Source organism: Enterobacter sp. SM3 (assembly GCF_009811935.2).
Lineage (GTDB): Bacteria > Pseudomonadota > Gammaproteobacteria > Enterobacterales > Enterobacteriaceae > Enterobacter > Enterobacter asburiae_D.
On sequence record NZ_CP099971.1, the window covers coordinates 1,299,728 to 1,325,891 of the forward strand.

Genomic DNA, 26,164 nt, shown 5'->3' on the forward strand with positions numbered 1-26,164 from the left:
TTTCCTCCCGCGCTTAGCCAACGACCAGATTGAGCAGTTTACCCGGTACGTAGATCACTTTACGCACGGTAACGCCCTCAAGATATTTTGCGACCAGAGTTTCCTGGCCCGCGCGCTCGCGAACCTGTTCTTCGGTTGCATCGACCGCCACGGTAATTTTACCGCGGACTTTGCCGTTTACCTGGACCACAACCAGCGTCGTGTTTTCCACCATTGCTGATTCGTCTGCCACTGGCCACGGCGCGTTGTCGATATCGCCTTCGCCTTTCAGTTCCTGCCACAGGGTAAAGCTAACGTGCGGAGTGAACGGGTTCAGCATGCGAACGACGGCCAGCAGCGCTTCACGCATGAGGGCACGATCCTGCTCGCCGTCCTGCGGAGCTTTCGCCAGCTTGTTCATCAGTTCCATAATAGCCGCAATTGCGGTATTGAAGGTCTGACGACGACCAATATCATCGGTCACTTTCGCAATCGTTTTATGAACATCACGACGCAGCGCCTGCTGATCTTCAGTCAGTGCGGCGGCGTTCAGCGCCGGGGCATCGCCCAGTGCGGTGTGTTCGTAAACCAGTTTCCAGACGCGTTTCAGGAAGCGGTTCGCGCCTTCAACGCCGGACTCCTGCCATTCGAGGGTCATGTCTGCCGGAGAGGCAAACATCATGAACAGACGCACGGTATCCGCGCCGTAACGCTCGACCATCACCTGCGGATCGATACCGTTGTTTTTAGACTTGGACATCTTGCTCATGCCGGTGTAGACCAGCTCATGACCTTCGGCGTCTTTCGCCTTAACGATACGGCCCTTCTCGTCGCGCTCAACGATCGCATCAACCGGAGAAACCCAGTTACGCTCGCCGTTGGCACCGACGTAATAGAACGCATCCGCCAGTACCATGCCCTGACACAGCAGCTGTTTTGCTGGTTCGTCAGAGTTCACCATGCCCGCATCGCGCATCAGCTTATGGAAGAAGCGGAAGTAGAGCAGGTGCATGATGGCGTGTTCGATGCCGCCAATGTAGATGTCTACCGGCAGCCAGTAGTTTGCCGCATCGGAATCGAGCATACCGTCCTGATACTGCGGGCAGGTGTAGCGCGCGTAGTACCAGGAGGATTCCATAAAGGTGTCAAAGGTGTCGGTTTCACGCAGCGCAGGCTGGCCGTTAACGGTGGTTTTTGCCCACTCGGGATCGGCTTTGATCGGGCTGGTGATGCCGTCCATGACCACGTCTTCCGGCAGGATCACCGGGAGCTGATCTTCTGGCGTTGGCATCACGGTGCCATCTTCCAGCGTCACCATCGGGATTGGCGCACCCCAGTAACGCTGACGGGACACCCCCCAGTCGCGCAGACGGAAGTTAACTTTGCGCTCACCCACGCCCAGAGAGGCCAGCTTGTCGGCGATGGCGTTGAAGCCCTCTTCAAAGCTCAGACCGCTAAATTCACCGGAGTTGAACAGGGTGCCTTTTTCAGTCAGCGCGTGTTCGGACAGGTCTGGTTCAGAACCATCGGCGGCCAGAATAACGGCTTTAATCGGCAGGCTGTATTTGGTGGCAAACTCATAGTCGCGCTGATCGTGGCCCGGTACGGCCATTACCGCGCCTGTACCGTACTCCATCAGAACGAAGTTGGCGGCCCAGACCGGGATAGCTTCGCCAGTCAGTGGATGTTTGGCATAGAAGCCTGTCGCGACGCCTTTTTTCTCCATCGTCGCCATGTCGGCTTCGGCCACTTTGGTGTTGCGGCACTCGTCGATGAAGCTAGCCAGTTCCGGATTGTTTTCCGCCGCTTTCTGCGCCAGCGGGTGACCAGCGGCCACGGCCAGGTAGGTCGCGCCCATGAAGGTGTCCGGACGGGTGGTGTAGACGGTCAGGGTCTGGTCGTAGTTCTCAACGTTGAAGGTAATTTCTACACCTTCAGAACGGCCGATCCAGTTGCGCTGCATGGTCTTAACGGTATCAGGCCAGTGGTCCAGGTTATCCAGATCGTTCAGCAGCTCATCAGCGTAAGCGGTGATTTTGATAAACCACTGTGGGATCTCTTTACGCTCAACTTTGGTGTCGCAGCGCCAGCAGCAGCCGTCGATAACCTGTTCGTTCGCGAGAACGGTCTGGTCGTTCGGACACCAGTTAACGGCAGAGGTCTTCTTATATACCAGGCCTTTTTTGTACAGCTCGGTGAAGAACTTCTGCTCCCAGCGATAGTATTCCGGGGTACAGGTTGCCAGCTCGCGGCTCCAGTCATAGCCAAAGCCCAGCATTTTGAGCTGGTTTTTCATGTACGCGATGTTGTCGTACGTCCACGGCGCCGGTGCGGTGTTGTTTTTGACCGCCGCGCCTTCCGCAGGCAGACCGAACGCATCCCAGCCGATAGGCTGCAGAACGTTTTTGCCCAGCATGCGCTGGTAACGTGCAATCACATCGCCGATGGTGTAGTTACGCACATGGCCCATGTGTAGTCGACCAGAAGGATAGGGAAGCATCGACAGGCAGTAATACTTCTCTTTGCTCTCGTCTTCGGTTACTTCAAAGGTGCGCTTCTCGTCCCAGTGTTGCTGGACTTTTGATTCTATCTCTTCCGGGCGGTATTGCTCTTGCATGGCAGCCAGTGGTCCTGTTTTCAATACAGCTACAAATGTAGCCAATGGATGTGGTAATTCAGATCCGCATAGCATAGCCCAAACGCCCGCGTCAAAACAGCCTTTCGCACAAATGCGCTTTGCAGGAATTTACCGGGTCTGTGCTTCACCTGACAAAGCGGCGATGAAATAAGGTCTATTATTAGAAATAGTTACTTACCCGGGAGGCAAAATGATGAACAAGGTTGCTCAATTTTACCGCGAACTGGTGGCGACACTGACGGAACGGCTGCGTAACGGCGAGCGAGATATCGACGCGCTGGTGGAGCAAGCGCGAGCCCGCGTGACGCAAACGGGTGAGTTAACGCGAACCGAAGTGGAAGAGGTGACGCGCGCCGTGCGTCGCGATCTGGAAGAGTTCGCGCGCAGCTACCAGGAGAGTCAGGAGGAGGTCACGGACAGCGTTTTTATGCGGGTGATTAAAGAGAGCCTGTGGCAAGAGCTGGCCGATATCACGGATAAAACGCAGCTGGAGTGGCGCGAGGTTTTTCAGGATTTGAACCATCACGGTGTGTATCACAGTGGTGAGGTGGTCGGGTTGGGAAATCTGGTGTGCGAGAATTGCCACCACCATATTGCGGTGTATACGCCGGATGTCCTGCCGATGTGTCCGAAATGCGGCCACGACCAGTTCCAGCGTCGGCCGTTTGAGCCCTAGGTAAAAGCAAAACGGCAACCCTGTTGCCGTTTTTAGTGTTTGCTCCCTCTCCCCGTGGGAGAGGGTTGGGGTGAGGGCATCAGGCCCCACTATAGTAAGCCAGCCTTTCCGCCAGCAAATCCACAAACGCCTCCCGGTCGATGTCCACCATCACCGTGGTATTCGGTTTATTGCCCGTCAGGGAGTAATAATCCACCACCGTCATTCCCTGGGTGTATTTTCCCTGCGTCTCAACGCCAACCCATCTGTTCACCGTGGTAAACATCTCAGGCTTCAGTAGCCAGGCAATGGTGCACGGGTCGTGCAGGGGCGCGCCGTGGAAGCCCCACTTCTCGGCTTTGTGATACTCCATGAAGAAGTCGAGCAGTTCGGCCACGGTTGTCGCAACCGGGTTGCCCACCGAGCGGAAACGCTCAATATCGTCCGCCATAATCTGCGCGCGGTGGGTAACGTCCAGTCCCGCCATCACAATCGGTAAGCCGGACTGGAAGACAATCTCAGCGGCTTCCGGGTCGACAAAGATGTTGAATTCCGCCGCAGGCGTCCAGTTACCGAGCCCCATGGCGCCACCCATAATCACAATACGGGCAATTTTATTATGCAGCTCAGGATGGCTGTTCAGCAGCAGCGCAACGTTGGTTTGCGGTCCGGTAGCCACCAGCGTTACCGGTTCTGCACTTTCGCGCAGCACCTTCGCCATCAGCTCGACGGCGGTACAGTTTTGCGGCGGAAGCCCGGCTCCGGCAGTGCCGGGCCGTCCAGCCCGCTTTCACCATGAACGTTCTCGGCAATAATCAGCTCGCGCATCAGCGGCTTCACGGCCCCGCCAGCGACAGGAATATCGGTGCGTTTGAGCAGCGTGAGCATGCGCAGCACGTTGCGCAGGGTTTTTTCAGGGGTCTGGTTTCCGGCGGACGAGGTGACGGCTTTCACGTCGAGTTCAGGGGAGGCAAGTGCAAGGACGAGCGCGATCGCGTCATCATGACCCGGATCGCAATCGAGAATAATAGGCTGTGCCATAGCGTTCTCCATACGTAGCGTTATTTTGTGACAAGGTTAACGCTGCAATGTGACGCCGACGAGAGGAAGTGAGTTAAAGCGTGAAGCAGTGCGCAATCCGCAGATTGCGCACCGGGAAGATTAGTGCAGGATTTTGGCAAGGAAGTCTTTGGCGCGGTCGGATTTCGGGTTAGCGAAGAACTCTTCTTTCGGTGAATCTTCGACAATTTTCCCTTCGTCCATAAAGATCACGCGGTTGGCCACTTTACGGGCAAAGCCCATTTCGTGGGTCACCACCATCATGGTCATCCCTTCGTGCGCCAGTTCGACCATCACGTCCAGCACTTCGTTGATCATTTCTGGATCGAGCGCCGACGTTGGTTCATCAAACAGCATCGCCACCGGATCCATGCACAGCGCGCGGGCGATCGCCACACGCTGCTGTTGGCCGCCAGAAAGCTGCGCCGGGAACTTATCGGCATGTGCCGAAAGCCCAACGCGTTCCAGGAGCTTCAGACCTTTCTCACGCGATGCTTTTTTATCACGCTTAAGCACTTTTACCTGCGCCAGCGTCAGGTTCTCAATAATGGAGAGGTGAGGGAACAGCTCAAAATGCTGGAACACCATGCCAACATGAGAGCGAAGCTGGGCGAGGTTGGTTTTCTTGTCGTTGACTTTGGTGCCGTTGACGACGATCTCACCCTGCTGCACCGGCTCCAGTCCGTTGACGGTTTTGATCAGCGTTGATTTACCGGAGCCGGACGGCCCGCACACCACCACCACGTCGCCTTTTTTGACTTCAGTGGAGCAGTCGGTCAGCACCTGAAAGTGCCCATACCATTTAGAAACATTTTTCAGGGAAATCATTATACCGTCCTTTTCTTCAGCCAGCTGACCAACAGCGACGCGCTTAAACTAATCACAAAATAGACCGCACCCGCAAAGAGCACCATCTCGACCTGCGTACCATCACGTTCACCGATGGTTGACGCGGTACGGAAGAAGTCTGCCAGACTCAGCACATAGACCAGTGAGGTATCCTGGAACAGCACAATACCCTGAGTCAGCAGGAGCGGAACCATGGCGCGAAACGCCTGCGGCAGAATAATGAGCTGCATGGACTGCCAGTGCGTCATGCCCAGCGCCAGCGCGGCGCTGGATTGCCCGCGGGAGATACTCTGAATGCCCGCGCGGATAATCTCCGAGTAGTAAGCGGCCTCAAACATCGAGAACGCCACCATGGCGGAGATTAGACGGATATCGGTTTTCGGCGACAGCCCCAGCACGTTCTGCAGGAAGCCGGGTACAATCAGGTAAAACCACAGCAGCACCATTACCAGCGGGATGGAGCGGAACACGTTAACGTAGGCGGTTGCAAACCAGGCGAGCGGCTTAAAGCTCGACAGGCGCATGACGGCCAGCAGGGTACCCCAGACGATACCAATGATGATGGCGATAACGGTGATTTTTAAGGTAATCACCAGGCCATCAAGCAGGTAAGGCATGGATGGAACGATAGAACTCCAGTCAAATTCGTACATTATTTGCCCCCCAGATTACCCGGCAGGCGGATTTTGCGTTCAACCAGGTTCATCACCAGCATGATGAAAGCGTTAATCAGAACATATGCGAGCGTGATCGCGGTGAAGGATTCCCACGCGTGTGCGGAGTAATCCAGCAGCTTGCCCGCCTGCGCGGCCATGTCCACCAGGCCGATAGTCGAGGCGATGGCCGAGTTTTTCACCAGGTTCATCATCTCAGAGGTCATCGGTGGAACGATAACGCGGTAGGCGTTTGGCAGCAGCACATAGCGGTAGGTTTGCGGCAGGGTCAACCCCATCGCCAGACCCGCATTTTTTTGTCCACGGGGTAATGACTGAATGGCGGCACGCACCTGCTCGCAAACGCGCGCAGCGGTAAACAGCCCCAGACACATCATGGAGGAGACAAAGAACTGTACGTTCGGATCCAGTTCCGACTTGAACCACATGCCAATATTTTCCGGCAGCAGTTCCGGGATGACCAGATACCAGGTAAAGAATTGCACGATCAGCGGAACGTTACGGAACAGTTCCACATACAGGGTGCCAAGTGTTGAAAGAAAGCGGTTTGGGACGGTGCGCAGAATACCGAACAAAGAACCGACAAGAAACGCGATGATCCACGCCGTTATCGATAATGCCACGGTGACCTGAAAGCCGCTCCACAGCCAGCCAAGATAGGTGGTGTTGCCGAACGGGGCTTGTTGCAGGAATATGCCCCAGTTCCAGTCTATTGACATAATAAACTCCAGAAAAAAAAGGGTAGCAGCGCTACCCTCGAAGATTGGTGAGAAGCTCATTTTTCGCGCTGAGTGGGGAACGACCACTCAACGTATAGTCTGTCCATGCTTCCCGACAATCGAGAGGGCAGGAGATCCCGCCCCTGTTGTTCTAATTAGTTAAGAGCCTTGTCATTTGGAGATTTGAACAGCGCTTTCATGTCTTCAGACAGTTCAAAATTCATGTTCAGGTTTTTTGGTGGAATCGGGTTCTTGAACCACTTATCGAACCATTTTTCGGCTTCGCCGGAGGTCTGCACCTGAGCGATGGTGTCATCGATCAGCTTTTTGAACTGCGGATCGTCTTTACGCAGCATACAGCCGTAGGCTTCTTTAGACTGCGCGGTACCGACGATATCCCAGTTGTCTGGTTTTTTCGCTTTCGCACGTTCGCCCGCCAGCAGGGCGTCATCCATCATAAACGCGACGGCACGACCGCTTTCCAGGGTACGGAAGGAGTCGCCATGGTCTTTCGCGCTGATGATGCGCATATCCATTTTCTTCTCGTCGTTCAGCTTGTGCAGCAGCACTTCTGAAGTGGTACCGGAGGTCACAACAACCGCTTTGCCTTTCAGATCAGCGAAGTCTTTGATCTCACCGCCTTTCTTCGTCAGCAGACGGGTGCCCACGACAAAGATGGTGTCTGAGAAGGCAGCCTGTTTTTGACGCTCGAGGTTGTTGGTGGTGGAGCCACACTCGAAGTCAAAGGTGCCGTTTTGCAGCAGTGGAATACGGTTCTGTGAAGTGATTGGGATCAGCTTCACCTGCAGGTCAGGTTTGTTCAGCTTTTTCTTCACAGCTTCAACGATGGCGTTGGAGTAATCCTGTGAATAGCCCACGACTTTTTGCGTGTTGTCGTAGTAAGAGAACGGGACAGAAGATTCACGGTGGCCGACCACGATGACGCCGTTTTTGGCAATCTTGTCGAGAGTGCTGCCTGCTGCCGGCGCATCTTCAGCGTGAACCACGCCAGCAGACATTCCCATAACCAGCATTGCTGTGGCCAGTTTACGTAATTGCATACCCAACTCCTTTTTTATCAGCGCCAGAGACGCTTTGATACCCATTGTGATGTTGTTATATCTCGCGCAATGCGAGTGCAGTGTTATGCAAGCTTGTTAACATTTAGTCTGGCTTAATGTAAAGATTTTGCTGCGTTATTGTTTATTTTTGCGAAGCGCGCCGCACCATTCAGAGGCAAATATCTCCCGTTGCACCGTTTCGGTGCTACCGATGATCTACGCTGGTGCGACAAAGTTGCACGTTAAGCCAAACTGCGTTTACCTGAATAAACAAAGCAATAGGCGTGCCAGAATGGGCATTTGGAGGGAATTGTCGGGTGGCGGCTACGCCTTACCCGACCTACAGCATGGGAAAGTAGGCCGGGTAAGCGTCAGCGCCACCCGGCAACAGAAGGGAAGGTTATTTCCGACGCTGACGCAGGCTCATCAGCACCGCGCCAAAGCCGAACAGCACGGTCAAAATCCACAGCGGCCAGTTGCCGGTACGAGCGTATGGCGTCAGCCCCGTGGTTGGCGTGACTTTAGTGGTCAGTACCTCACGGGTAAACTGTGGGATCATCGCCTGAATTTCACCCTGCGGACCAATCACAGCGGTGATGCCGTTGTTGGTGCTACGCAGCAGCGGACGCGCCAGCTCCAGGGAGCGCATACGTGCCATCTGGAAGTGCTGCCACGGGCCGATTGACTTACCAAACCAGGCGTCGTTGGAGATGGTCAGCAGATAGTCAGTATCCGGGCGGAAGTTATCACGCACCTGCTCGCCGAGAATGATTTCGTAGCAGATGGCCGCCGTCAGGGCAACGCCGTGCGCGTGCAGCTGAGGCTGTACGTACGGGCCGCGGCTGAAAGAGGACATCGGCAGGTCAAAGAACGGGGCCAGCGGGCGCAGAATCGACTCCAGCGGGACAAATTCACCAAACGGCACCAGGTGATTCTTATTGTACCGGTCAGTGGAGTGGTAGCTGTACTCGCTGTCTTTCCCGAGCGTAATGATGCTGTTGTAGGTGTCGTAGCGGTTCTGCTGATTCAGACGCGCATCGACAATCCCGGTGATCAGCGTGCTGCCGCGCGCCAGCAGCAGGTCGTTCATCATGTTGAGGAACGGCTGCTGGTTAATTTCCAGATCGGGGATTGCAGACTCCGGCCAGATAATCAGCTGGGATTTACCCATCACCTCTTCGGTGGCGTTGGCGTAAATCTTCAGCGTATTCAGCAGCTCTTTCTCATCCCACTTCATGGACTGCGGGATATTCCCCTGCACCATGGAAACCTGCATGGCGCGAGCGGGCTCGGGCGTGAACCACTGGATATAGCGCAGCGGGAAGGGCAGGGCGAACAGCACCAGCGCCACGGCCAGCGGTTTCCAGCAGCGCTGGACCAGCGCCAGGACAAGCAGGCCGCTCACCACCATCAGCAGGAAGTTAATGGCTTCAACACCCATTACCGGCGCCAGACCTTTCAGCGGGCCGTCAATCTGGCTGTAGCCGAACTGCAGCCACGGGAAGCCCGTCAGCACCCAGCCGCGCAGGAACTCGGTAATTTGCCAGACGACGGGCGCCGCAATCGCGACGCGCAGCCAGGTGGTTTTAGGCCACAGACGCGAGAGGATCCCTGCGAAGAGTCCGGTATAGAGCGAGAGATAGGCGGCGAGCAGCACAACGAGGAAGACGTTAACCGGCCCCGGCATGCCGCCAAACTGGGCGATGCTGACATAAACCCAGTTGATGCCTGAGCCAAACAGCCCCAGCCCCCAGAAGTAACCGACGGCAGCAGCCTGTACCGGACGACGATTCAGGGTCAGGCCCTGAAGCCCCATCAGGGAGAGAATGGCCGCGGGCCAGATATCGTAAGGAGAGAAAGCCAGCGTACCGCTGGCTCCAAGTAACAGCGCCAGCAGCAAACGGACGCGCTGGCGTTCAAGCAGTGGGGCAAATGCCATTTACATTAATCTTCCAGTTTTGGCACCGGTGAGTCGTCCGGCGTTCTGACGTGAACCTGTATAATACGTCGGCTGTCGGCCATTGCCACTTTGAACTGGTAACCGTCGATGTCAACGGTCTCACCGCGCGCCGGGAGGTGGCCAAAGGCCTGCATCACCAGCCCGCCAATGGTATCGACCTCTTCATCGCTGAAGTGGGTACCGAAGGCGTCGTTGAAGTCCTCAATCGAGGCCAGCGCACGCACGGTCCAGGTGTGGCGGCTAAGCTGACGGAAGTCGATATCTTCTTCTTCGTCATACTCATCTTCGATTTCGCCCACGATCAGCTCAAGAATATCCTCGATCGTGACCAGACCGGAAACGCCACCAAACTCATCAATAACAATCGCCATGTGGTAACGCTGAGAGCGAAACTCTTTCAGCATCCGATCCACACGTTTACTTTCTGGCACAACCACGGCCTGGCGTAACACTTTTTCCATGCTGAAGGCTTCGGCATCGCTGCGCATAAACGGCAGCAGATCTTTCGCCATCAAAATCCCTTCGATGTGATCTTTGTCTTCGCTGATGACCGGGAAACGCGAGTGGGCGGATTCGATGATCACATCGAGGCACTCGTCCAGGGTCTGGTTACGTTTCAGGGTGATCATCTGCGAGCGGGGGATCATGATATCGCGAACGCGCTGGTCGGCGATGTCCATAACCCCTTCGAGCATTTCGCGCGTATCTTCGTCGATAAGGTCGTTTTGCCCGGAATCACGAATCAGCTCCAGCAGTTCATCACGGTTTTTGGGTTCGCCGTGGAAAAGCTGGTTCAGAATGAGGGAGAAAAATCCCTTTTTACTGGTTGTCGTGTCGCTACTGTGTGAATTGTCGTCGCTCATGGCGTTTGTTAAGGGTTCTCTTGTTAGTTCAACGTTTACCGCCACGCGATGTCCTTTCGTGGCGGCATGTGAGTCAGTCAGGTGACGGACTATTCTTTCTCGGCAATGTACGGATCCTCATAGCCCAGAGCAAGCATTATCTCTGTCTCGAGGGACTCCATCTCTTCCGCTTCGTCATCTTCAATGTGATCGTAGCCGAGCAGGTGCAGGCTACCGTGTACCACCATATGCGCCCAGTGGGCCTCAAGCGGCTTTTGCTGCTCTTTGGCTTCCTGCTCAACCACCTGACGGCAGATGATCAGATCGCCCAGCAGCGGCATCTCGATGCCCGGCGGGGCTTCGAACGGGAAAGAGAGCACGTTGGTCGGCTTATCTTTCCCGCGATAGGTCAGGTTAAGCTCATGGCTTTCCGCTTCATCCACCAGGCGAATCGTGACTTCTGATTCTTCCTGAAACTGAGGAATAACGGCATCCAGCCATTTCTGAAATTGTGCCTCATCTGGCATGCCGGAATTGTCTTCACAGGCCAGCTGTAAATCGAGGATCACCTGACTCATTTCTGTTCTTGCTCCTGCGCTTCGCGCTTACGTTCTGCGGCCAGTTCGGCCTTACGCTTCTGATCCGCCTCTTCCCAGGCTTCATAGGCGTTAACGATACGCGCGACCACCGGGTGGCGTACCACGTCTTCACTGTGGAAGAAGTTAAAGCTGATTTCGTCGACCTCGGCCAGCACCTCAATGGCGTGGCGCAGGCCGGATTTGGTGCTGCGCGGCAGGTCGATCTGGGTGACGTCACCGGTAATGACCGCTTTCGAGTTAAAGCCGATACGCGTCAGGAACATCTTCATCTGTTCGATGGTGGTGTTCTGGCTCTCATCGAGAATGATGAATGCATCGTTCAGCGTACGACCGCGCATGTAGGCGAGCGGGGCAACTTCGATAACGTTTCGCTCAATGAGCTTCTCGACCTTCTCAAAGCCCAGCATTTCGAACAGGGCATCGTATAAAGGACGCAGATACGGGTCGACCTTCTGACTTAAATCGCCCGGCAGGAAGCCCAGCTTTTCGCCCGCTTCAACGGCCGGGCGGGTCAGCAGAATACGACGGATCTCCTGGCGTTCCAGCGCATCTACCGCAGCGGCAACGGCCAGATAGGTTTTACCCGTACCTGCCGGGCCCACGCCGAAGGTGATGTCGTGGTCGAGGATATTGGCGATGTACTGCGCCTGGTTTGGCGTACGCGGCTTAATGACGCCGCGTTTGGTCTTGATGTTAATGGCCTTGCCGTAGTCCGGCACGCTTTCCGCGCTCTGCTCAAGCACTCGCGCCTCTTTAATGGCGAGGTGGATCTGTTCCGGCTCGATATCCTGCGTTTCGCCGCGCATTGGGGCGGTATCAACATACAGGCTACGCAGAATATCCGCAGCGGCGTTGACGCAGATAGGGCGTCCGGTAAGTTTGAAATGATTATCGCGACGATTGATTTCGATACCCAGACGTCGCTCCAGTTGTTTGATGTTGTCATCAAACGGCCCGCACAGGCTCAGCAGGCGAGCGTTGTCTGCTGGCTCAAGGCTAATTTCACGCGTATCTATATTCAAACTGTTCCTCTTTAATTGGTTAACTGACCCATTGCGATAGGGCGTAATAAAACGGTCATTACCGAAATTATTCACGCCACAGAATAAAGGCGCAAGCGTTGCGGAAGATATTGGGGACGATGAGAGGAAATACAAGGCCTGCCGGAAAGGCAGGCCAGGAGGATTAAGGCTGGTAAATCCCCACGCCAGAATCGTTTTCTTTGCGGGTGCGAGAGATCACGGATTCCGGTGACTCGGCAATACGCAGGCCCATTTCGTCCTCGGTGCGTACCAGCTTCGCGCGCAGCGAGTTGGTCAGCACGTCGACGATCTCGACATCCACGAATTTACCGATCATATCCGGGGTGCCTTCAAAGTTCACCACGCGGTTGTTTTCGGTACGACCGGAGAGTTCCATAATGCTCTTGCGGGAGGTGCCTTCCACCAGAATGCGCTGAACGGTGCCGAGCATACGGCGGCTCCACGCGTTGGCCTGCTGGTTAATACGCTCCTGCAGAATATACAGACGCTGCTTTTTCTCTTCTTCCGGCACATCGTCAACCATATCGGCCGCAGGTGTTCCAGGACGTGCAGAGAAGATGAAGCTGTAGCTGACGTCAAAATTCACTTCACCGATGAGCTTCATGGTGCGCTCGAAGTCATCAGCGGTTTCGCCAGGGAAGCCGACGATAAAATCGGAGCTGATCTGGATATCCGGACGCGCTTCACGCAGCTTACGAATAGTGGATTTGTACTCCAGCACCGTATGCGTGCGGCCCATCAGGTTCAGCACGCGGTCAGAGCCGCACTGAATCGGCAGGTGCAGGAAGCTCACCAGCTCTGGCGTATCGCGATACACGTCAATGATGTCGTCGGTAAACTCCATCGGATGGCTGGTGGTAAAGCGAATGCGGTCGATACCGTCAATCGCGGCCACCAGACGCAGCAGTTCGGCAAAGCTGCCGGTGGTGCCGTCGTAGTTCTCCCCGCGCCAGGCGTTAACGTTCTGGCCCAGCAGGTTCACTTCGCGAACGCCCTGCGCGGCAAGCTGGGCGATTTCAAACAGAATATCGTCTGCAGGACGGCTGACTTCTTCACCGCGGGTGTAAGGCACTACGCAGTAAGTGCAGTATTTGTTGCAGCCTTCCATGATGGAGACGAAGGCGGTCGGGCCATCGGCGCGCGGCTCTGGCAGACGGTCAAACTTTTCGATCTCCGGGAAACTGACGTCAACGACCGGGCTGCGGTTGCCGCGAACCTGATTGATCATCTCCGGCAGGCGGTGCAGGGTCTGAGGACCAAAGACAATATCCACATACGGGGCTCTCTGGCGGATCAGCTTGCCTTCCTGCGACGCAACGCAGCCACCCACGCCGATGATCAGGTCCGGATTTTTTCGCTTGAGAAGCTTCCAGCGGCCTAACACGTGAAAGACTTTTTCTTGCGCTTTTTCACGAATCGAACAGGTGTTCAGCAGCAGCACGTCCGCTTCTTTCGCATTTTCTGTCAGCTGGTATCCGTGGGTTGAATCCAGCAGATCGGCCATCTTGGATGAATCGTATTCGTTCATCTGACAGCCCCAGGTTTTTATATGGAGTTTTTTAGTCATCGACTTGCTCAGCTCAGGATTGCAAGCCGCGTATTGTAATGCTTTGGTGGGGTTGTGACCAGTATGAAGGTTATGTGTCTCAGGACCGCAAAAATCCGGTAAACTTAAGAGATTCTCCAATAAGGAAAATTGACCATGACACTCCTACACACCGAAGTTGCCGTTGTCGGCGGCGGTATGGTCGGCGGCGCGCTGGCGCTGGGGCTGGCGCAGCAGGGATTTGAGGTAACGGTAATTGAACAGGCTGCTCCGCCGGCCTTCGATCCCGCCAGCAAACCGGATGTGCGCATTTCCGCGATCAGCGCGGCGTCCGTCGATCTGCTGCGCGGGCTGGGCGTCTGGGAGGCGGTGCTGGCGATGCGCGCCCATCCTTACAGCCGTCTTGAAACCTGGGAGTGGGAAAATGCCCACGTCGCGTTTGATGCCGCTGAGCTGAAGCTGCCGCGCCTGGGTTATATGGTGGAAAACAACGTGCTCCAGCTGGCGCTCTGGCAGGCGCTGGAGACGCATCCGAAGGTGACGCTGCGCGTTCCGGCGTCGCTTAAGGCACTGCACCCTCACGAGAGCGGCTATTTACTGACGCTCGACAGCGGCGATGAACTTGCCGTGAAGCTGGTCGTTGGGGCGGACGGCGCTAACTCACAGGTCAGACAGATGGCGGGTATCGGGGTTCATGCCTGGCAGTATGAGCAATCCTGCATGCTGATTACCGTCGAGTGCGAGAATGCGCCGGGAGAAAGCACCTGGCAGCACTTTACGCCTAACGGTCCGCACGCCTTTTTACCGCTGTTTGATAACTGGGCGTCGCTGGTGTGGTACGACAAACCCGCGCGCATTCGCCAGCTGCAGGGACTTTCAATGGAACAATTGCAGCGGGAAATCCGCCTGCACTTCCCGAGCCGTCTGGGCAACGTTACGCCGGTCGCTGCCGGGGCGTTTCCGCTCACGCGCCGTCACGCTTTGCAGTATGCCCGTGCAGGGCTGGCGCTGGTGGGCGATGCGGCACACACCATTCATCCGCTGGCCGGGCAGGGTGTCAACCTGGGGTATCGTGATGTCGATGCGTTACTGGATGTGCTGGGCAGCGCCCGCGGGCACGCGGAAAACTGGGCCAGCCATCAGGTCCTGAAACGTTACCAGACGCGGCGCATGGCGGACAATTTCATCATGCAGTCGGGGATGGATCTGTTCTATGCCGGGTTCAGCAATGACTTAGCCCCGGTGCGCATTCTGCGTAATATTGGATTGATGGCAGCGGAGCGTGCCGGTGGTCTGAAACGTCAGGCGCTGAAATACGCCTTAGGACTTTAATCTTTGCTCCGACTATTCCCTCGCCCCTTTGGGGAGAGGGTTAGGGTGAGGGGGCATCAGGCCGCACAATTCTGAGCAACAAAAACAAAAAAGCCCGCAGAGCGGGCTTTTTTGTTACTTAAGTGGCTGGGGTGCAGGGATTCGAACCCCGGAATGCTGGTATCAGAAACCAGAGCCTTACCGCTTGGCGACACCCCAATTGCGTTAAACAAACTGCTTAACGACTTTTTAAATTGGCTGGGGTACGAGGATTCGAACCTCGGAATGCCGGAATCAGAATCCGGTGCCTTACCGCTTGGCGATACCCCAACAATTTGTCTTGATTACCGAAAAATCGACAATCTTAATTTGGTGGCTACGACGGGATTCGAACCTGTGACCCCATCATTATGAGTGATGTGCTCTAACCAACTGAGCTACGTAGCCAGTACTGCAATCTTCGATGGCTGGGGTACCTGGATTCGAACCAGGGAATGCCGGTATCAAAAACCGGTGCCTTACCGCTTGGCGATACCCCAATACCGCGGAGAACCGCAAAATCGAAGAAATATGGCTGGGGTACCTGGATTCGAACCAGGGAATGCCGGTATCAAAAACCGGTGCCTTACCGCTTGGCGATACCCCATCCGTGCAACGCTTACCTGGGAATGGTGCGGGAGGCGAGACTTGAACTCGCACACCTTGCGGCGCCAGAACCTAAATCTGGTGCGTCTACCAATTTCGCCACTCCCGCAAAAAAGATGGTGGCTACGACGGGATTCGAACCTGTGACCCCATCATTATGAGTGATGTGCTCTAACCAACTGAGCTACGTAGCCATCTTTTTTCGCGTTACCTTATCGGCGTTGCGGGGCGCATTATGCGTATAGACCCTTGCAGCGTCAACACCTTTTTCAACGAAAATAGCCGGAATGTGACTGTTTGGTTAGGTTGCGAACAGCGTGACCGAATATTCGGCAATTATTGGTTATTAATCAGATTTAGACGGTGAAATACGAGGCAAAAAAATCAGGCCCCTGAGGGGCCCGATTGCGATCTGAGTGATTATTTGTAGGCTGACTGGTGAACGCCTACCGCGCGTCCTGATGGATCGTTCATGGATTTGAAAGATTCATCCCATTCAATCGCTTTGGCAGAAGAGCAGGCGACGGATGGGCCACCCGGTACGCACTCCGCAGCACTCGGTACCGGGAACAGCTCTTCAAAAATTTCACGGTACAGATAGGCCTCTTTCGAACCCGGCGTGTTGTACGGGAAGCGGAAGCTTGCGGTTTCCAGCTGTTGGTCAGAAACCTGTTTCGCCGCGACCTCTTTCAGGGTGTCGATCCAGCTATAACCTACGCCATCAGAGAACTGCTCTTTCTGACGCCATGCCACGCTCGCCGGCAGGTAGGATTCAAAACATTCGCGCAGGATATGTTTTTCCATTTTGCCGTTGCCGCACATCTTGTCCTGCGGGTTGATGCGCATCGCGACGTCGAGGAATTTTTTATCCAGGAACGGCACGCGCGCTTCCACGCCCCATGCGGACATCGCTTTGTTAGCACGCGCACAGTCAAACATATGCAGCGCCTGCAGCTTACGCACGGTCTCTTCGTGCAGCTCTTTGGCGTTCGGGGCCTTATGGAAGTACAGGTAGCCGCCAAACACTTCGTCAGAACCTTCACCGGAGAGCACCATCTTGATGCCCATCGCTTTGATCTTACGCGACATCAGGTACATCGGGGTCGAGGCGCGGATGGTGGTCACGTCATAGGTTTCAATGTGATAGATCACATCGCGGATCGCATCCAGACCTTCCTGCACGGTGAAATGAATCTCATGGTGCACGGTGCCGAGGTGATTTGCCACTTCCTGCGCGGCTTTCAGATCCGGTGCGCCTTCCAGGCCAACGGCAAAAGAGTGCAGCTGTGGCCACCAGGCTTCTGAGCGCTCCTGATCTTCCACGCGACGGGCCGCGAATTTCTTGGTGATCGCGGAGATCACGGAGGAGTCCAGACCGCCGGAGAGCAGCACGCCGTACGGCACGTCGGACATCAGGTGGCTTTTCACGGAATCTTCCAGCGCCTGACGCAGCTCGGCTTTATCCGTGACGTTGTCTTTTACCGCGTCGAAATCGAACCAGTCACGCTGATAATACTGACGGATCTCGCCGTCTTTGCTCCACAGGTAGCTGCCCGCCGGGAATTCTTTGATGGTGCGGCAGACCGGTACCAGGGCTTTCATTTCAGAGGCAACATAGAAGTTGCCGTGCTCATCGTGGCCCATGTACAGCGGGATAATGCCGATATGGTCACGGCCAATCAGGTAAGCGTCTTTTTCACTGTCGTACAGAGCGAAGGCGAACATGCCCTGCAGGTCGTCCAGGAACTCGGGCCCTTTCTCCTGATACAGCGCCAGGATCACTTCACAGTCAGAACCGGTCTGGAACGCGTAGCGGTCGCCGTATTCGGCGCGCAGCGCCTGGTGGTTGTAGATCTCACCGTTGACAGCCAGCGCGTGCGTTTTTTTCTCGTTATACAGCGGCTGTGCACCGGCGTTGACGTCAACAATAGACAGACGTTCGTGAGCCAGAATCGCTTTATCACTGGCGTAGACGCCTGACCAGTCTGGTCCGCGATGGCGCATCAGGCGGGACAGTTCGAGTGCCTTTTTACGCAGTTCGCCCGCGTCAGTTTTAATATCCAGTACGCCAAAAATTGAACACATAACCTTCTCCGTTAACCCTGTTGCTTTGTAATGTTGCTTGCTTATGAAAATGCCGCAAAGGGGCAGGGCGCGCAAGCGTTTTACGGGTGAAAACGGAAATAGTGCAATGGTGATTGTGGAATAGTGAAAAAAGAGTACGTCATGAAGTCTTTTATTGATGATTATGCAATAAAACGTGCTTTTTGTTAGATGGGGTTTTGTTTGTATAGGCCTTAAATGAAAAACCACGCCCTGAGGCGTGGTTCGGTATCAGATAATGTCAATTTCATCGACGGAGGGGTAAATCCAGCTTGGCCGGAACGGCATCGAATCAATGTCATCAAGTTGAGATACGCCGGAGAGGACCAGTATTGTCTCCAGACCCGCCTGGAAACCGGCCAGAATATCGGTGCGCAGGTTGTCGCCGACAATAACGGTTTCTTCAGAGTGGGCCTGCATTTTGTTCAGCGCGGCACGAATGATCCATGGGCTAGGTTTCCCGACCACAAACGGCTTACGACCGGAGATTTTCTCGATACCGGCGCAGAGCGCGCCGCAGGCCGGATAAAAACCACGGCCGTGCGTATCCGGGTTGGTGGCGATAAAGCGCGCGCCGCTGGCGACAAAGTATGCAGCTTTATGCATCATCTCCCAGTTAAAGGAGCGCGTTTCGCCGACAATCACAAAGTCCGGATTAACATCGGTGATGGTAAAACCCGCTTTGTACAGCTCGTGGATCAGCGCGCCTTCACCGACGACGTAGGCTTTTTTCCCTTCCTGACGCTTCAGAAAATCCGCCGTGGCCATCGCCGAGGTATAAAACACGCTGTCCGGGACGTCGACGCCCGCCGTGGCAAAGCGGTTTGCCAGATCCTGACCTGTTTGGGAAGGGTAGTTCGTGAGCAGAACCAGTGGCATTCCTTTGTCGATGATGCGGTGAAGAAACTCCGCAGCACCCGGCACGGCAACGTTGTCGTGCATCAGCACGCCGTCGATATCACAAATTACATTCTTAATGGTCATGGACAGTCCGACATCAAAAAAAGAAGGCGTTACTATAAGGTCCGATCAGCTTTCCAGCAAATGCTGCAGCAGAATTCCGTTAAGCATGGCGCGTTTGACCAGCGCGAACGCGCCAATCGCCGAGCGATGGTCAAGCTTTGAACGAACCACCGGAAGATTCTGGCGGAATGCTTTCAGCGCCTGGGTGTTAATACAGCCTTCAATGGCGGGGAGCAGCACCTTTTCCGCTTCCACAATTTCACCGGCGATCACCACTTTTTGTGGGTTAAACAGGTTAATGGCGATGGCGATGGTTTTCCCCAGGTGGCGTCCTACCTGCTCGATTACTTCGCAGGCCAGCGCGTCGCCCTTATTGGCGGCTTTGCAGATGGTGCCTATCTTGCAATCGTCCAGAGTGACGCGGCTTTGGTAACCCTGTTCAAGGAGATGGCGAACGCGCTGCTCGATGGCCGTGTTGGCGGCAATGGTTTCAAGACAACCGAAGTTGCCGCAGTGGCAGCGCTCCCCGAGGGGCTCAACCTGAATGTGGCCAATCTCGCCGACGTTACCGTTGCGACCAATAAAAATTCGGCCGTTAGAGATAATACCCGCGCCCGTTCCGCGGTGAACGCGCACCAGAATAGAGTCTTCACAGTCCTGGCTCGCACCAAAGTAGTGCTCTGCCAGCGCCAGCGAGCGAATGTCGTGACCCACAAAGCAGGTCACTTTAAAACGCTTTTCCAGCGCGTCGACCAGTCCCCAGTTTTCAACCTGAATGTGCGGCATATAGCGGATCACGCCGCTTTCCGGGTCGACCAGACCGGGTAGAATTACGGAGATGGCGATGAGTTCGCGGATCTTGCGCTGACAGCTTTCAATAAACTGCGCGATGGTATTGAGCAGCGCATGCTCCAGCGTCTCCTGGGTGCGCTCCGGAAGAGGGTAGTGCTCTTCCGCAATGGCTTTACTGCTCAGATCGTACAGCGTGAGCGTGGTGTCATGGCGGCCCAGACGGACGCCAATGGCCTGAAAATTGCGGGTTTCGGTAATAATGGAGATTGCGCGGCGGCCCCCGGTGGAGGCCTGCTGATCGACTTCTTTGATCAGACCGCGCTCAATGAGCTGACGGGTAATTTTTGTCACGCTGGCGGGAGCAAGCTGGCTTTGTTCGGCTATCTGAATTCGCGAGATTGGTCCGTGCTGGTCAATCAGGCGGTACACCGCCGCACTGTTAAGTTGTTTAACGAGATCGACATTACCGATTTGAGCTTGTCCGCCAGGTGTCATACTTTTACTTACTCAGTGACGACCTCGTTACCATTAACGATGGTCTTAATAATTTTATAATCGTGTGTGAATGCCGTCAGGTTTGCAACCATACCTGGTGCAATTCCGCCGAGCTGTTTATCAACGCCCATTGCGCGAGCCGGATAAAGGGTTGCCATACGCAGGACTTCATCAAGCGCAATCCCGCAATGTTCAACCAGGTTACGCACCCCTTCAATCATGGTTAAAGAGGAACCGCTCAGCGTACCGTTTTCATCCACACACAGTCCATTGCGGTAGTATATTGTTTTACCGGCAAAAATGAACTGCTCAATATTTGCACCTGCCGGTGCGGTGGCATCCGTCACCAGACAAAGCTTGTCACCTTTCAGCCGCTTAGCGTTGCGGATGTTGGTGTAATCGACATGCAAGCCGTCAGCAATAATGCCGCAGTAGACGTCTGGCTCATCCAGAATCGCCCCGACCAGACCCGGTTCACGGCCTGTGATATACGGCATGGCGTTGTAAAGGTGCGTTGCGAAGGTAATGCCCGCGCGGAAACCGGCTTTCGCTTCTTTCAGCGTCGCGTTTGAGTGCCCTGCTGAAACGATAATCCCGGCACCAGCCAGTTTGCTGATGACCTCCGTCCCCGCTATTTCAGGCGCCAGCGTCACTTTGGTGATCACATCGGCGTTCGCACACATGTAGTCAACCAGCTCCGCATCAGGTTTACGCACGTAATTTGGGTTATGCGTTCCTTTCTTGACCATATTCAGCCATGGCCCTTCAAGGTGCAGACCCAGCGCCTGATTAGGGTGCTTGGCCAGATATTCGCGCATCACGCGGATACCCTGCTTCATGAGGTCATCACTGCTGGTGATGAGCGTTGGCAGATAGCTGGTGCAGCCCGATTTCTCATTGGCTTTCTGCATGATCTCCAGCGTTTCGACCGTCACCGCATCCGCGGTGTCATTGAATTGCACACCGCCGCAGCCGTTGAGCTGTACGTCGATGAAACCGGGGGAGATTACTGCTCCATTGAGTGAGCGCTGTTCAATCTCCGGCGGCAGTTCTGCCAGCGGGCAAACACGTTCAATCAGGCCATCAGCGATAACAATCGCATGGTCATCCAGAATTTCATGGCCGGTATAAATCCGACCGTGGGTTAAAGCGTACATAACGACCCCCGGTTAAAAAAAGCGGCCGCCTCTTGATGAAGAGGCGGTTATTCAATTACAGACCTTTGATGTTCTCAGCTTCTAACTCGTTGAAGTATTTCAGCGTTTTTACCTTCAGCTCCATCGTGGACGGTTCGTCGCAGACGATGACTGATTTAGGATGCAGCTGCAGGCAGCTGATGGTCCACATATGGTTAACGTTGCCTTCTACGGCCGCCTGGAGCGCCTGCGCTTTCACGCCGCCCAGCACCAGAATCATCACTTCTTCGGCATCCAGCAGGGTGCCTACGCCAACGGTCAGGGCGTATTTCGGAACCTGGTTAACATCGCCGTCAAAGAAGCGGGAGTTTGCCACGCGCGTGTCATGGGTCAGCGTTTTAATACGGGTGCGAGAAGCCAGAGATGACGCCGGTTCGTTGAACGCGATATGACCATCGTTGCCCACGCCACCCATGAACAGGTGGATTTTACCGTAAGAACGGATTTTTTCTTCGTACTGGCGGCATTCTGCGTCAATATCAGGCGCGTTTCCATTCAGCAGGTTAATATTTTCAGCTGGGATATCAACGTGATCAAAGAAATTGCGGTGCATGAAGCTATGGTAGCTTTCCGGATGTTCCTTTGGCAGGCCAACATATTCGTCCATGTTGAACGTCACAACATGCTTAAAGCTAACCTGGCCTGCTTTATGCATCTCAACCAGCGCCTTATAGGCGGTCAGTGGCGTGCCGCCGGTCGGAAGTCCAAGAACGAAAGGACGATCGGCGGTCGGTTTAAACGCGTTAATACGATTAACGATATGGCGAGCGGCCCATTTACCGACTTGTTCAGCAGTTGCCAGGGGAATCAGTCTCATTGTTCACCTCAAGAGTTAAAGTAGAAGAGCGGGCGGATGGCTATCGGAACCTGATACGTAAGCGTAACCTGGAAACTTTCAGGCCGGATCAATCCGTCTTGATTTTTTGAATGATAAAATAAGTTTTCGCTGTTAGCCAGTATAAGGGAGGGTGAATAACGATATTTGGTGACAAAAATCACAAAAAGTACGCGTTTAATTTGCGATACGAATTAATTTTTCACACACTCACAATGCCAGTGAAGCATCAACGGTATCTATCGTTCGTGACACAATAAAAAACAGAGCTGAGAACATGCCTTAAACGGGGTCTCATAGGGGGAAGAAAGTGAGTATTCTAGGTTATTTACAAAAGGTTGGTCGCGCACTGATGGTGCCGGTCGCCACGCTGCCTGCCGCAGCCATCCTGATGGGTGTCGGCTACTGGATCGACCCCAACGGCTGGGGTAATACCAGCGCGCTGGCGGCGTTCTTTATCAAGTCAGGTTCCGCCATTATCGACAACATGTCCGTGTTGTTCGCGATTGGTGTGGCCTACGGTATGTCAAAAGACAAAGACGGCGCCGCTGCGCTGACGGGTTTTGTCGGTTTCCTCGTATTAACCACCCTCTGCTCGCCTGCAGCGGTGGCTATGATCCAAAAAATTCCGGCGGACCAGGTTCCGGCGGCATTCGGTAAGATCAGCAACCAGTTCGTCGGTATCCTTGTGGGTATCATCTCCGCTGAACTGTATAACCGCTTCAGCAGCGTAGAGCTGCCAAAAGCGCTCTCCTTCTTTAGCGGACGCCGCCTGGTCCCCATCCTGACCTCGTTTGTGATGATCGTTGTCGCGTTCATCATGATGTACGTCTGGCCGATGATCTTCGACGGTCTGGTGAACTTCGGTGAGCACATCCAGAAACTGGGTTCTGTCGGTGCGGGCGTGTACGCGTTCTTCAACCGTCTGCTGATCCCGGTCGGTCTGCACCACGCGCTGAACTCCGTATTCTGGTTCGACGTTGCTGGTATTAACGATATCCCTAACTTCCTGGGTGGCGCACAGTCCATCGAAGCAGGTAAAGCGGTTGTCGGTATCACCGGTCGTTACCAGGCGGGCTTCTTCCCGATCATGATGTTTGGTCTGCCGGGTGCTGCGCTGGCTATCTACCACTGCGCGCGTCCAGAGAACAAAGCGAAAGTGCTGGGTATCATGATGGCGGGGGCATTCGCGGCCTTCTTCACCGGTATCACCGAGCCGCTGGAGTTCTCCTTCATGTTCGTGGCGCCGGTGCTGTATGTGATCCACGCCGTGCTGACCGGTATCTCCGTGTTCATCGCTGCCAGCATGCAGTGGATTGCCGGTTTCGGCTTCAGCGCCGGTCTGGTGGATATGGTGCTGTCGTCCCGTAACCCGCTGGCGACCCACTGGTGGATGCTGATCCCGCAAGGTCTGGTGTTCTTCGCGATCTACTACGTGGTGTTCCGCTTCACTATCACCAAATTCAACCTGATGACCCCGGGTCGTGAACTGGCCGTGGCCGGTAGCGAAGCGGATGGTCAGGATGTGAACGTGAGCGGTGCTCAGGATCAGGACGTATCAGGTCTGGCGCGTCAGTACATCGCCGCTGTCGGCGGTTCTGACAACCTGACCGGTATCGACGCCTGTATCACTCGCCTGCGTCTGAACGTTAAAGACTCTTCCCTGGTGAACGAAGCGCTGGCCAAACGTCTGGGGGCTTCCGGCGTTATCCGCCTGAACAAAACCAGCGTGCAGATTATCGTTGGCTTCGTGGCAGAGAAAATTGCTAACGCCATGAAAACCACCGGTCCGGTAGCCGCAGCAGAAGCTTTTGCCGCCCCTGCCGCCGCGCCAGCGGCTGCAAAACCGCAGGCGGTACCCAACGCCAAAACGGTAGCCGCGCTGGTTTCACCGGTAACCGGTGACGTCGTTGCGATTGAGCAGGTGCCTGACGAAGCCTTCGCCAGCAAAGCGGTTGGTGACGGTGTGGCGGTGAAACCAACGGAAAAAACTGTTGTGTCTCCTGCGGCCGGTACCATCGTGAAAATCTTCAATACCAACCACGCGTTCTGCCTCGAAACCGAAAATGGCGCGGAGATCGTTGTCCATATGGGTATCGATACCGTTGCGCTGAACGGTCAGGGCTTTACTCGCCTGGTGGAAGAGGGCGCTGAAGTGGTGGCCGGGCAGCCGATTCTGGAAATGGATCTGGACTTCCTGAACGCCAACGCGCGCTCCATGATAAGCCCGGTCGTTTGCAGCAACATCGACGACTTCAGTGGCCTGGTCATTCAGGCGAAAGGTCAGGTTGTTGCGGGGCAAACGCCGCTGTATGAGATTAAAGGCAAGTAATCGCTCCTGAGTAGAGTCATGCCTTAAGCGGCGGGGGATATCCTCCGCCGCTTTTTTTTGCAGCAAACGCCCCCATTATTTTCATCAGATACGTATTTTCCGTAACTAAGGGTTGTCACTACGTCCGGCTTATAAGATCATACGCCGTTATACGTTGTTTACGCTTTGAGGAATCCACGATGAGTGAGGCAGAAGCCCGCCCGAGTAACTTTATTCGTCAGATCATCGATGAAGATCTGGCCAGTGGTAAGCACACCACAATTCATACCCGCTTCCCGCCGGAGCCGAACGGCTACCTGCATATCGGGCATGCGAAGTCCATTTGCCTGAACTTTGGCATTGCGCAAGACTACCAGGGACAGTGCAACCTGCGTTTCGATGACACCAACCCAGTAAAAGAAGACATCGAATACGTTGAGTCCATCAAGAATGACGTGCAATGGCTGGGCTTCAACTGGTCTGGCGATATCTGCTACTCCTCTGACTATTTCGATCAGCTGTATGCCTACGCGGTTGAACTGATCAATAAAGGTCTGGCGTATGTTGACGAACTGTCTGCTGATGAAATCCGTGAATATCGCGGTACGCTGACTGCGCCGGGCAAAAACAGCCCGTTCCGCGATCGCAGCGTGGAAGAGAACCTGGCGCTGTTTGAAAAAATGCGTGCCGGTGGCTTCGAAGAAGGCAAAGCGTGCCTGCGTGCCAAAATCGACATGGCATCTCCGTTCATCGTGATGCGCGATCCGGTGCTGTACCGCATCAAGTTCGCAGAACACCACCAGACCGGTAACAAGTGGTGCATCTACCCGATGTACGACTTCACCCACTGCATCAGCGATGCGCTGGAAGGCATTACGCACTCCCTGTGTACGCTGGAGTTCCAGGACAACCGTCGTCTGTACGACTGGGTGCTGGATAACATCACCATTCCTGTGCATCCGCGCCAGTACGAGTTCTCTCGTCTGAATCTGGAATACACCGTGATGTCCAAGCGTAAGCTGAACCTGCTGGTGACCGACAAGCACGTTGAGGGCTGGGATGACCCGCGTATGCCGACCATCTCCGGTCTGCGTCGTCGTGGTTACACTGCCGCCTCTATTCGTGAGTTCTGCAAACGTATCGGCGTGACCAAGCAGGACAACACCATCGAGATGGCCTCCCTGGAATCCTGCATTCGCGAAGATCTCAACGAAAACGCCCCGCGTGCGATGGCCGTTATCGATCCGGTGAAACTGGTTATCGAAAACTATCCGCAGGGTGAAAGCGAGCTGGTCTCCATGCCTAACCATCCGAACAAACCGGAAATGGGTAGCCGTGACGTACCGTTCAGCGGTGACATCTGGATTGACCGCGCTGACTTCCGCGAAGAAGCCAACAAGCAGTACAAGCGTCTGGTGCTGGGTAAAGAAGTGCGTCTGCGTAATGCCTACGTCATCAAAGCCGAGCGCGTAGAGAAAGATGCGGAAGGGAATATCAACACCATCTTCTGTTCTTACGATGCAGAGACCCTGAGCAAAGATCCTGCTGACGGCCGTAAAGTGAAGGGCGTTATTCACTGGGTGAGCGCTTCCCACGCGCTGCCGGTTGAAATTCGTCTGTACGATCGTCTGTTCAGCGTGCCTAACCCAGGAGCTGCGGAAGATTTCCTGGCGACCATCAACCCGGAATCTCTGGTAATCAAGCAGGGTTATGCGGAGCCTTCTCTGAAAGCCGCTGAAGCGGGCAAAGCGTTCCAGTTTGAACGTGAAGGTTACTTCTGTCTGGACAGCCGTTACAGCACGGCGGAAAAACCGGTATTTAACCGTACCGTCGGCCTGCGTGATACCTGGACGAAGATCGGCGAATAATATTGCTGCTCTGGTCAATGA

General features: G+C 54.9%; 19 protein-coding genes, 7 tRNA genes and 1 pseudogene. 4 read left to right on the forward strand and 23 right to left on the reverse strand.

All coding sequences use genetic code 11. The features are described from left to right. Nucleotides 1-13: 13 nt before the first annotated feature. Entirely contained in the window at nucleotides 14-2,596 is a 2,583-nt protein-coding gene (leuS, locus tag GVO84_RS06005; protein ID WP_159513651.1) for a leucine--tRNA ligase, read from the reverse strand. Between the two features lie 214 nt (nucleotides 2,597-2,810). Here leuS and GVO84_RS06010 point away from each other — a divergent pair, with 214 nt between their 5' ends. After that, nucleotides 2,811-3,293, forward strand: a complete 483-nt coding sequence (locus GVO84_RS06010; RefSeq protein ID WP_029740138.1) for a zinc ribbon-containing protein — start codon at nucleotides 2,811-2,813, stop codon at nucleotides 3,291-3,293. Between the two features lie 79 nt (nucleotides 3,294-3,372). On the opposite strand, the pseudogene rihA reads toward GVO84_RS06010, so the two are convergent. The 10 genes and pseudogenes from rihA to miaB form a co-directional block, all read right to left on the reverse strand. After that, nucleotides 3,373-4,313 (reverse strand): annotated as a pseudogene (gene rihA / locus GVO84_RS06015) (pyrimidine-specific ribonucleoside hydrolase RihA). A 120-nt stretch (nucleotides 4,314-4,433) separates the two neighbouring features. Next, complete coding sequence (locus GVO84_RS06020; protein WP_010428605.1) at nucleotides 4,434-5,159, reverse strand: amino acid ABC transporter ATP-binding protein; 726 nt, start codon at nucleotides 5,157-5,159, stop codon at nucleotides 4,434-4,436. Further along, nucleotides 5,159-5,833 carry a glutamate/aspartate ABC transporter permease GltK gene (gene gltK, locus GVO84_RS06025; RefSeq protein ID WP_014883002.1) on the reverse strand — a complete coding sequence of 225 codons (675 nt, stop codon included), beginning with the start codon at nucleotides 5,831-5,833 and terminating at the stop codon, nucleotides 5,159-5,161. The genes GVO84_RS06020 and gltK overlap by 1 nt, the downstream gene beginning before the upstream one ends. Next, nucleotides 5,833-6,573 (reverse strand): amino acid ABC transporter permease, encoded by a 741-nt coding sequence (locus tag GVO84_RS06030; RefSeq protein WP_023310756.1) that lies wholly within the window; start codon nucleotides 6,571-6,573, stop codon nucleotides 5,833-5,835. The genes gltK and GVO84_RS06030 overlap by 1 nt, the downstream gene beginning before the upstream one ends. 155 nt (nucleotides 6,574-6,728) lie before the next feature. Beyond that, nucleotides 6,729-7,634 carry an amino acid ABC transporter substrate-binding protein gene (locus tag GVO84_RS06035; RefSeq protein WP_023334902.1) on the reverse strand — a complete coding sequence of 302 codons (906 nt, stop codon included), beginning with the start codon at nucleotides 7,632-7,634 and terminating at the stop codon, nucleotides 6,729-6,731. A gap of 400 nt (nucleotides 7,635-8,034) precedes the next feature. Further along, a complete protein-coding gene (gene lnt, locus GVO84_RS06040) occupies nucleotides 8,035-9,573 on the reverse strand; it encodes an apolipoprotein N-acyltransferase (protein ID WP_159513652.1) in 1,539 nt (512 codons plus the stop codon). Nucleotides 9,574-9,578: 5 nt separating this feature from the next. Beyond that, complete coding sequence (gene corC / locus GVO84_RS06045; protein ID WP_021242574.1) at nucleotides 9,579-10,457, reverse strand: CNNM family magnesium/cobalt transport protein CorC; 879 nt, start codon at nucleotides 10,455-10,457, stop codon at nucleotides 9,579-9,581. Nucleotides 10,458-10,546: 89 nt separating this feature from the next. Further along, a complete protein-coding gene (gene ybeY / locus GVO84_RS06050; RefSeq protein ID WP_008501052.1) occupies nucleotides 10,547-11,014 on the reverse strand; it encodes an rRNA maturation RNase YbeY in 468 nt (155 codons plus the stop codon). After that, a complete protein-coding gene (locus GVO84_RS06055) occupies nucleotides 11,011-12,057 on the reverse strand; it encodes a PhoH family protein (protein WP_023310759.1) in 1,047 nt (348 codons plus the stop codon). Before GVO84_RS06055 ends, ybeY begins: the two co-directional genes overlap by 4 nt. Before the next feature lie 163 nt (nucleotides 12,058-12,220). After that, nucleotides 12,221-13,645: a tRNA (N6-isopentenyl adenosine(37)-C2)-methylthiotransferase MiaB gene (miaB, locus tag GVO84_RS06060; RefSeq protein ID WP_159513653.1), complete on the reverse strand. Its 1,425-nt coding sequence runs from the start codon at nucleotides 13,643-13,645 to the stop codon at nucleotides 12,221-12,223. Nucleotides 13,646-13,780: 135 nt separating this feature from the next. Between miaB and ubiF the strand changes: the two genes are divergently transcribed. Next, nucleotides 13,781-14,956 carry a 3-demethoxyubiquinol 3-hydroxylase gene (gene ubiF / locus GVO84_RS06065; RefSeq protein WP_159513654.1) on the forward strand — a complete coding sequence of 392 codons (1,176 nt, stop codon included), beginning with the start codon at nucleotides 13,781-13,783 and terminating at the stop codon, nucleotides 14,954-14,956. 123 nt (nucleotides 14,957-15,079) lie between these two features. Here the strand turns inward: ubiF and GVO84_RS06070 are convergent. The 12 genes from GVO84_RS06070 to nagB form a co-directional block, all read right to left on the reverse strand. Further along, nucleotides 15,080-15,154, reverse strand: a tRNA-Gln gene (locus GVO84_RS06070). Nucleotides 15,155-15,190: 36 nt separating this feature from the next. Next, nucleotides 15,191-15,265: transfer RNA gene (locus tag GVO84_RS06075), tRNA-Gln, on the reverse strand. A gap of 40 nt (nucleotides 15,266-15,305) precedes the next feature. Next, nucleotides 15,306-15,382, reverse strand: a tRNA-Met gene (locus GVO84_RS06080). 17 nt (nucleotides 15,383-15,399) lie between these two features. Further along, nucleotides 15,400-15,474: transfer RNA gene (locus GVO84_RS06085), tRNA-Gln, on the reverse strand. Nucleotides 15,475-15,506: 32 nt separating this feature from the next. After that, nucleotides 15,507-15,581 (reverse strand) — tRNA-Gln (locus GVO84_RS06090). A gap of 23 nt (nucleotides 15,582-15,604) precedes the next feature. Next, nucleotides 15,605-15,689, reverse strand: a tRNA-Leu gene (locus GVO84_RS06095). A gap of 8 nt (nucleotides 15,690-15,697) precedes the next feature. Further along, nucleotides 15,698-15,774 (reverse strand) — tRNA-Met (locus tag GVO84_RS06100). A gap of 226 nt (nucleotides 15,775-16,000) precedes the next feature. Further along, on the reverse strand, nucleotides 16,001-17,665 hold the full coding sequence (asnB, locus tag GVO84_RS06105) for an asparagine synthase B (protein WP_014069343.1): 1,665 nt from the start codon (nucleotides 17,663-17,665) through the stop codon (nucleotides 16,001-16,003). Between the two features lie 249 nt (nucleotides 17,666-17,914). Next, a complete protein-coding gene (gene nagD, locus GVO84_RS06110) occupies nucleotides 17,915-18,667 on the reverse strand; it encodes a ribonucleotide monophosphatase NagD (protein ID WP_063143173.1) in 753 nt (250 codons plus the stop codon). Between the two features lie 45 nt (nucleotides 18,668-18,712). Further along, nucleotides 18,713-19,933: a DNA-binding transcriptional regulator NagC gene (nagC, locus tag GVO84_RS06115; protein WP_021242995.1), complete on the reverse strand. Its 1,221-nt coding sequence runs from the start codon at nucleotides 19,931-19,933 to the stop codon at nucleotides 18,713-18,715. 8 nt (nucleotides 19,934-19,941) lie between these two features. Next, the gene (gene nagA / locus GVO84_RS06120) at nucleotides 19,942-21,090 is read right to left on the reverse strand and encodes an N-acetylglucosamine-6-phosphate deacetylase (protein WP_159513655.1); all 1,149 of its coding nucleotides are present in this window, start codon (nucleotides 21,088-21,090) and stop codon (nucleotides 19,942-19,944) included. A 55-nt stretch (nucleotides 21,091-21,145) separates the two neighbouring features. Then, nucleotides 21,146-21,946, reverse strand: a complete 801-nt coding sequence (gene nagB / locus GVO84_RS06125) for a glucosamine-6-phosphate deaminase (protein ID WP_028012356.1) — start codon at nucleotides 21,944-21,946, stop codon at nucleotides 21,146-21,148. A gap of 328 nt (nucleotides 21,947-22,274) precedes the next feature. Here nagB and nagE point away from each other — a divergent pair, with 328 nt between their 5' ends. After that, nucleotides 22,275-24,296, forward strand: coding sequence for an N-acetylglucosamine-specific PTS transporter subunit IIBC (nagE, locus tag GVO84_RS06130; RefSeq protein ID WP_159513656.1), 2,022 nt, complete (start codon nucleotides 22,275-22,277; stop codon nucleotides 24,294-24,296). A gap of 179 nt (nucleotides 24,297-24,475) precedes the next feature. After that, nucleotides 24,476-26,143 (forward strand): glutamine--tRNA ligase, encoded by a 1,668-nt coding sequence (glnS, locus tag GVO84_RS06135; RefSeq protein WP_159513657.1) that lies wholly within the window; start codon nucleotides 24,476-24,478, stop codon nucleotides 26,141-26,143. The last annotated feature ends 21 nt before the right edge of the window (nucleotides 26,144-26,164 follow it).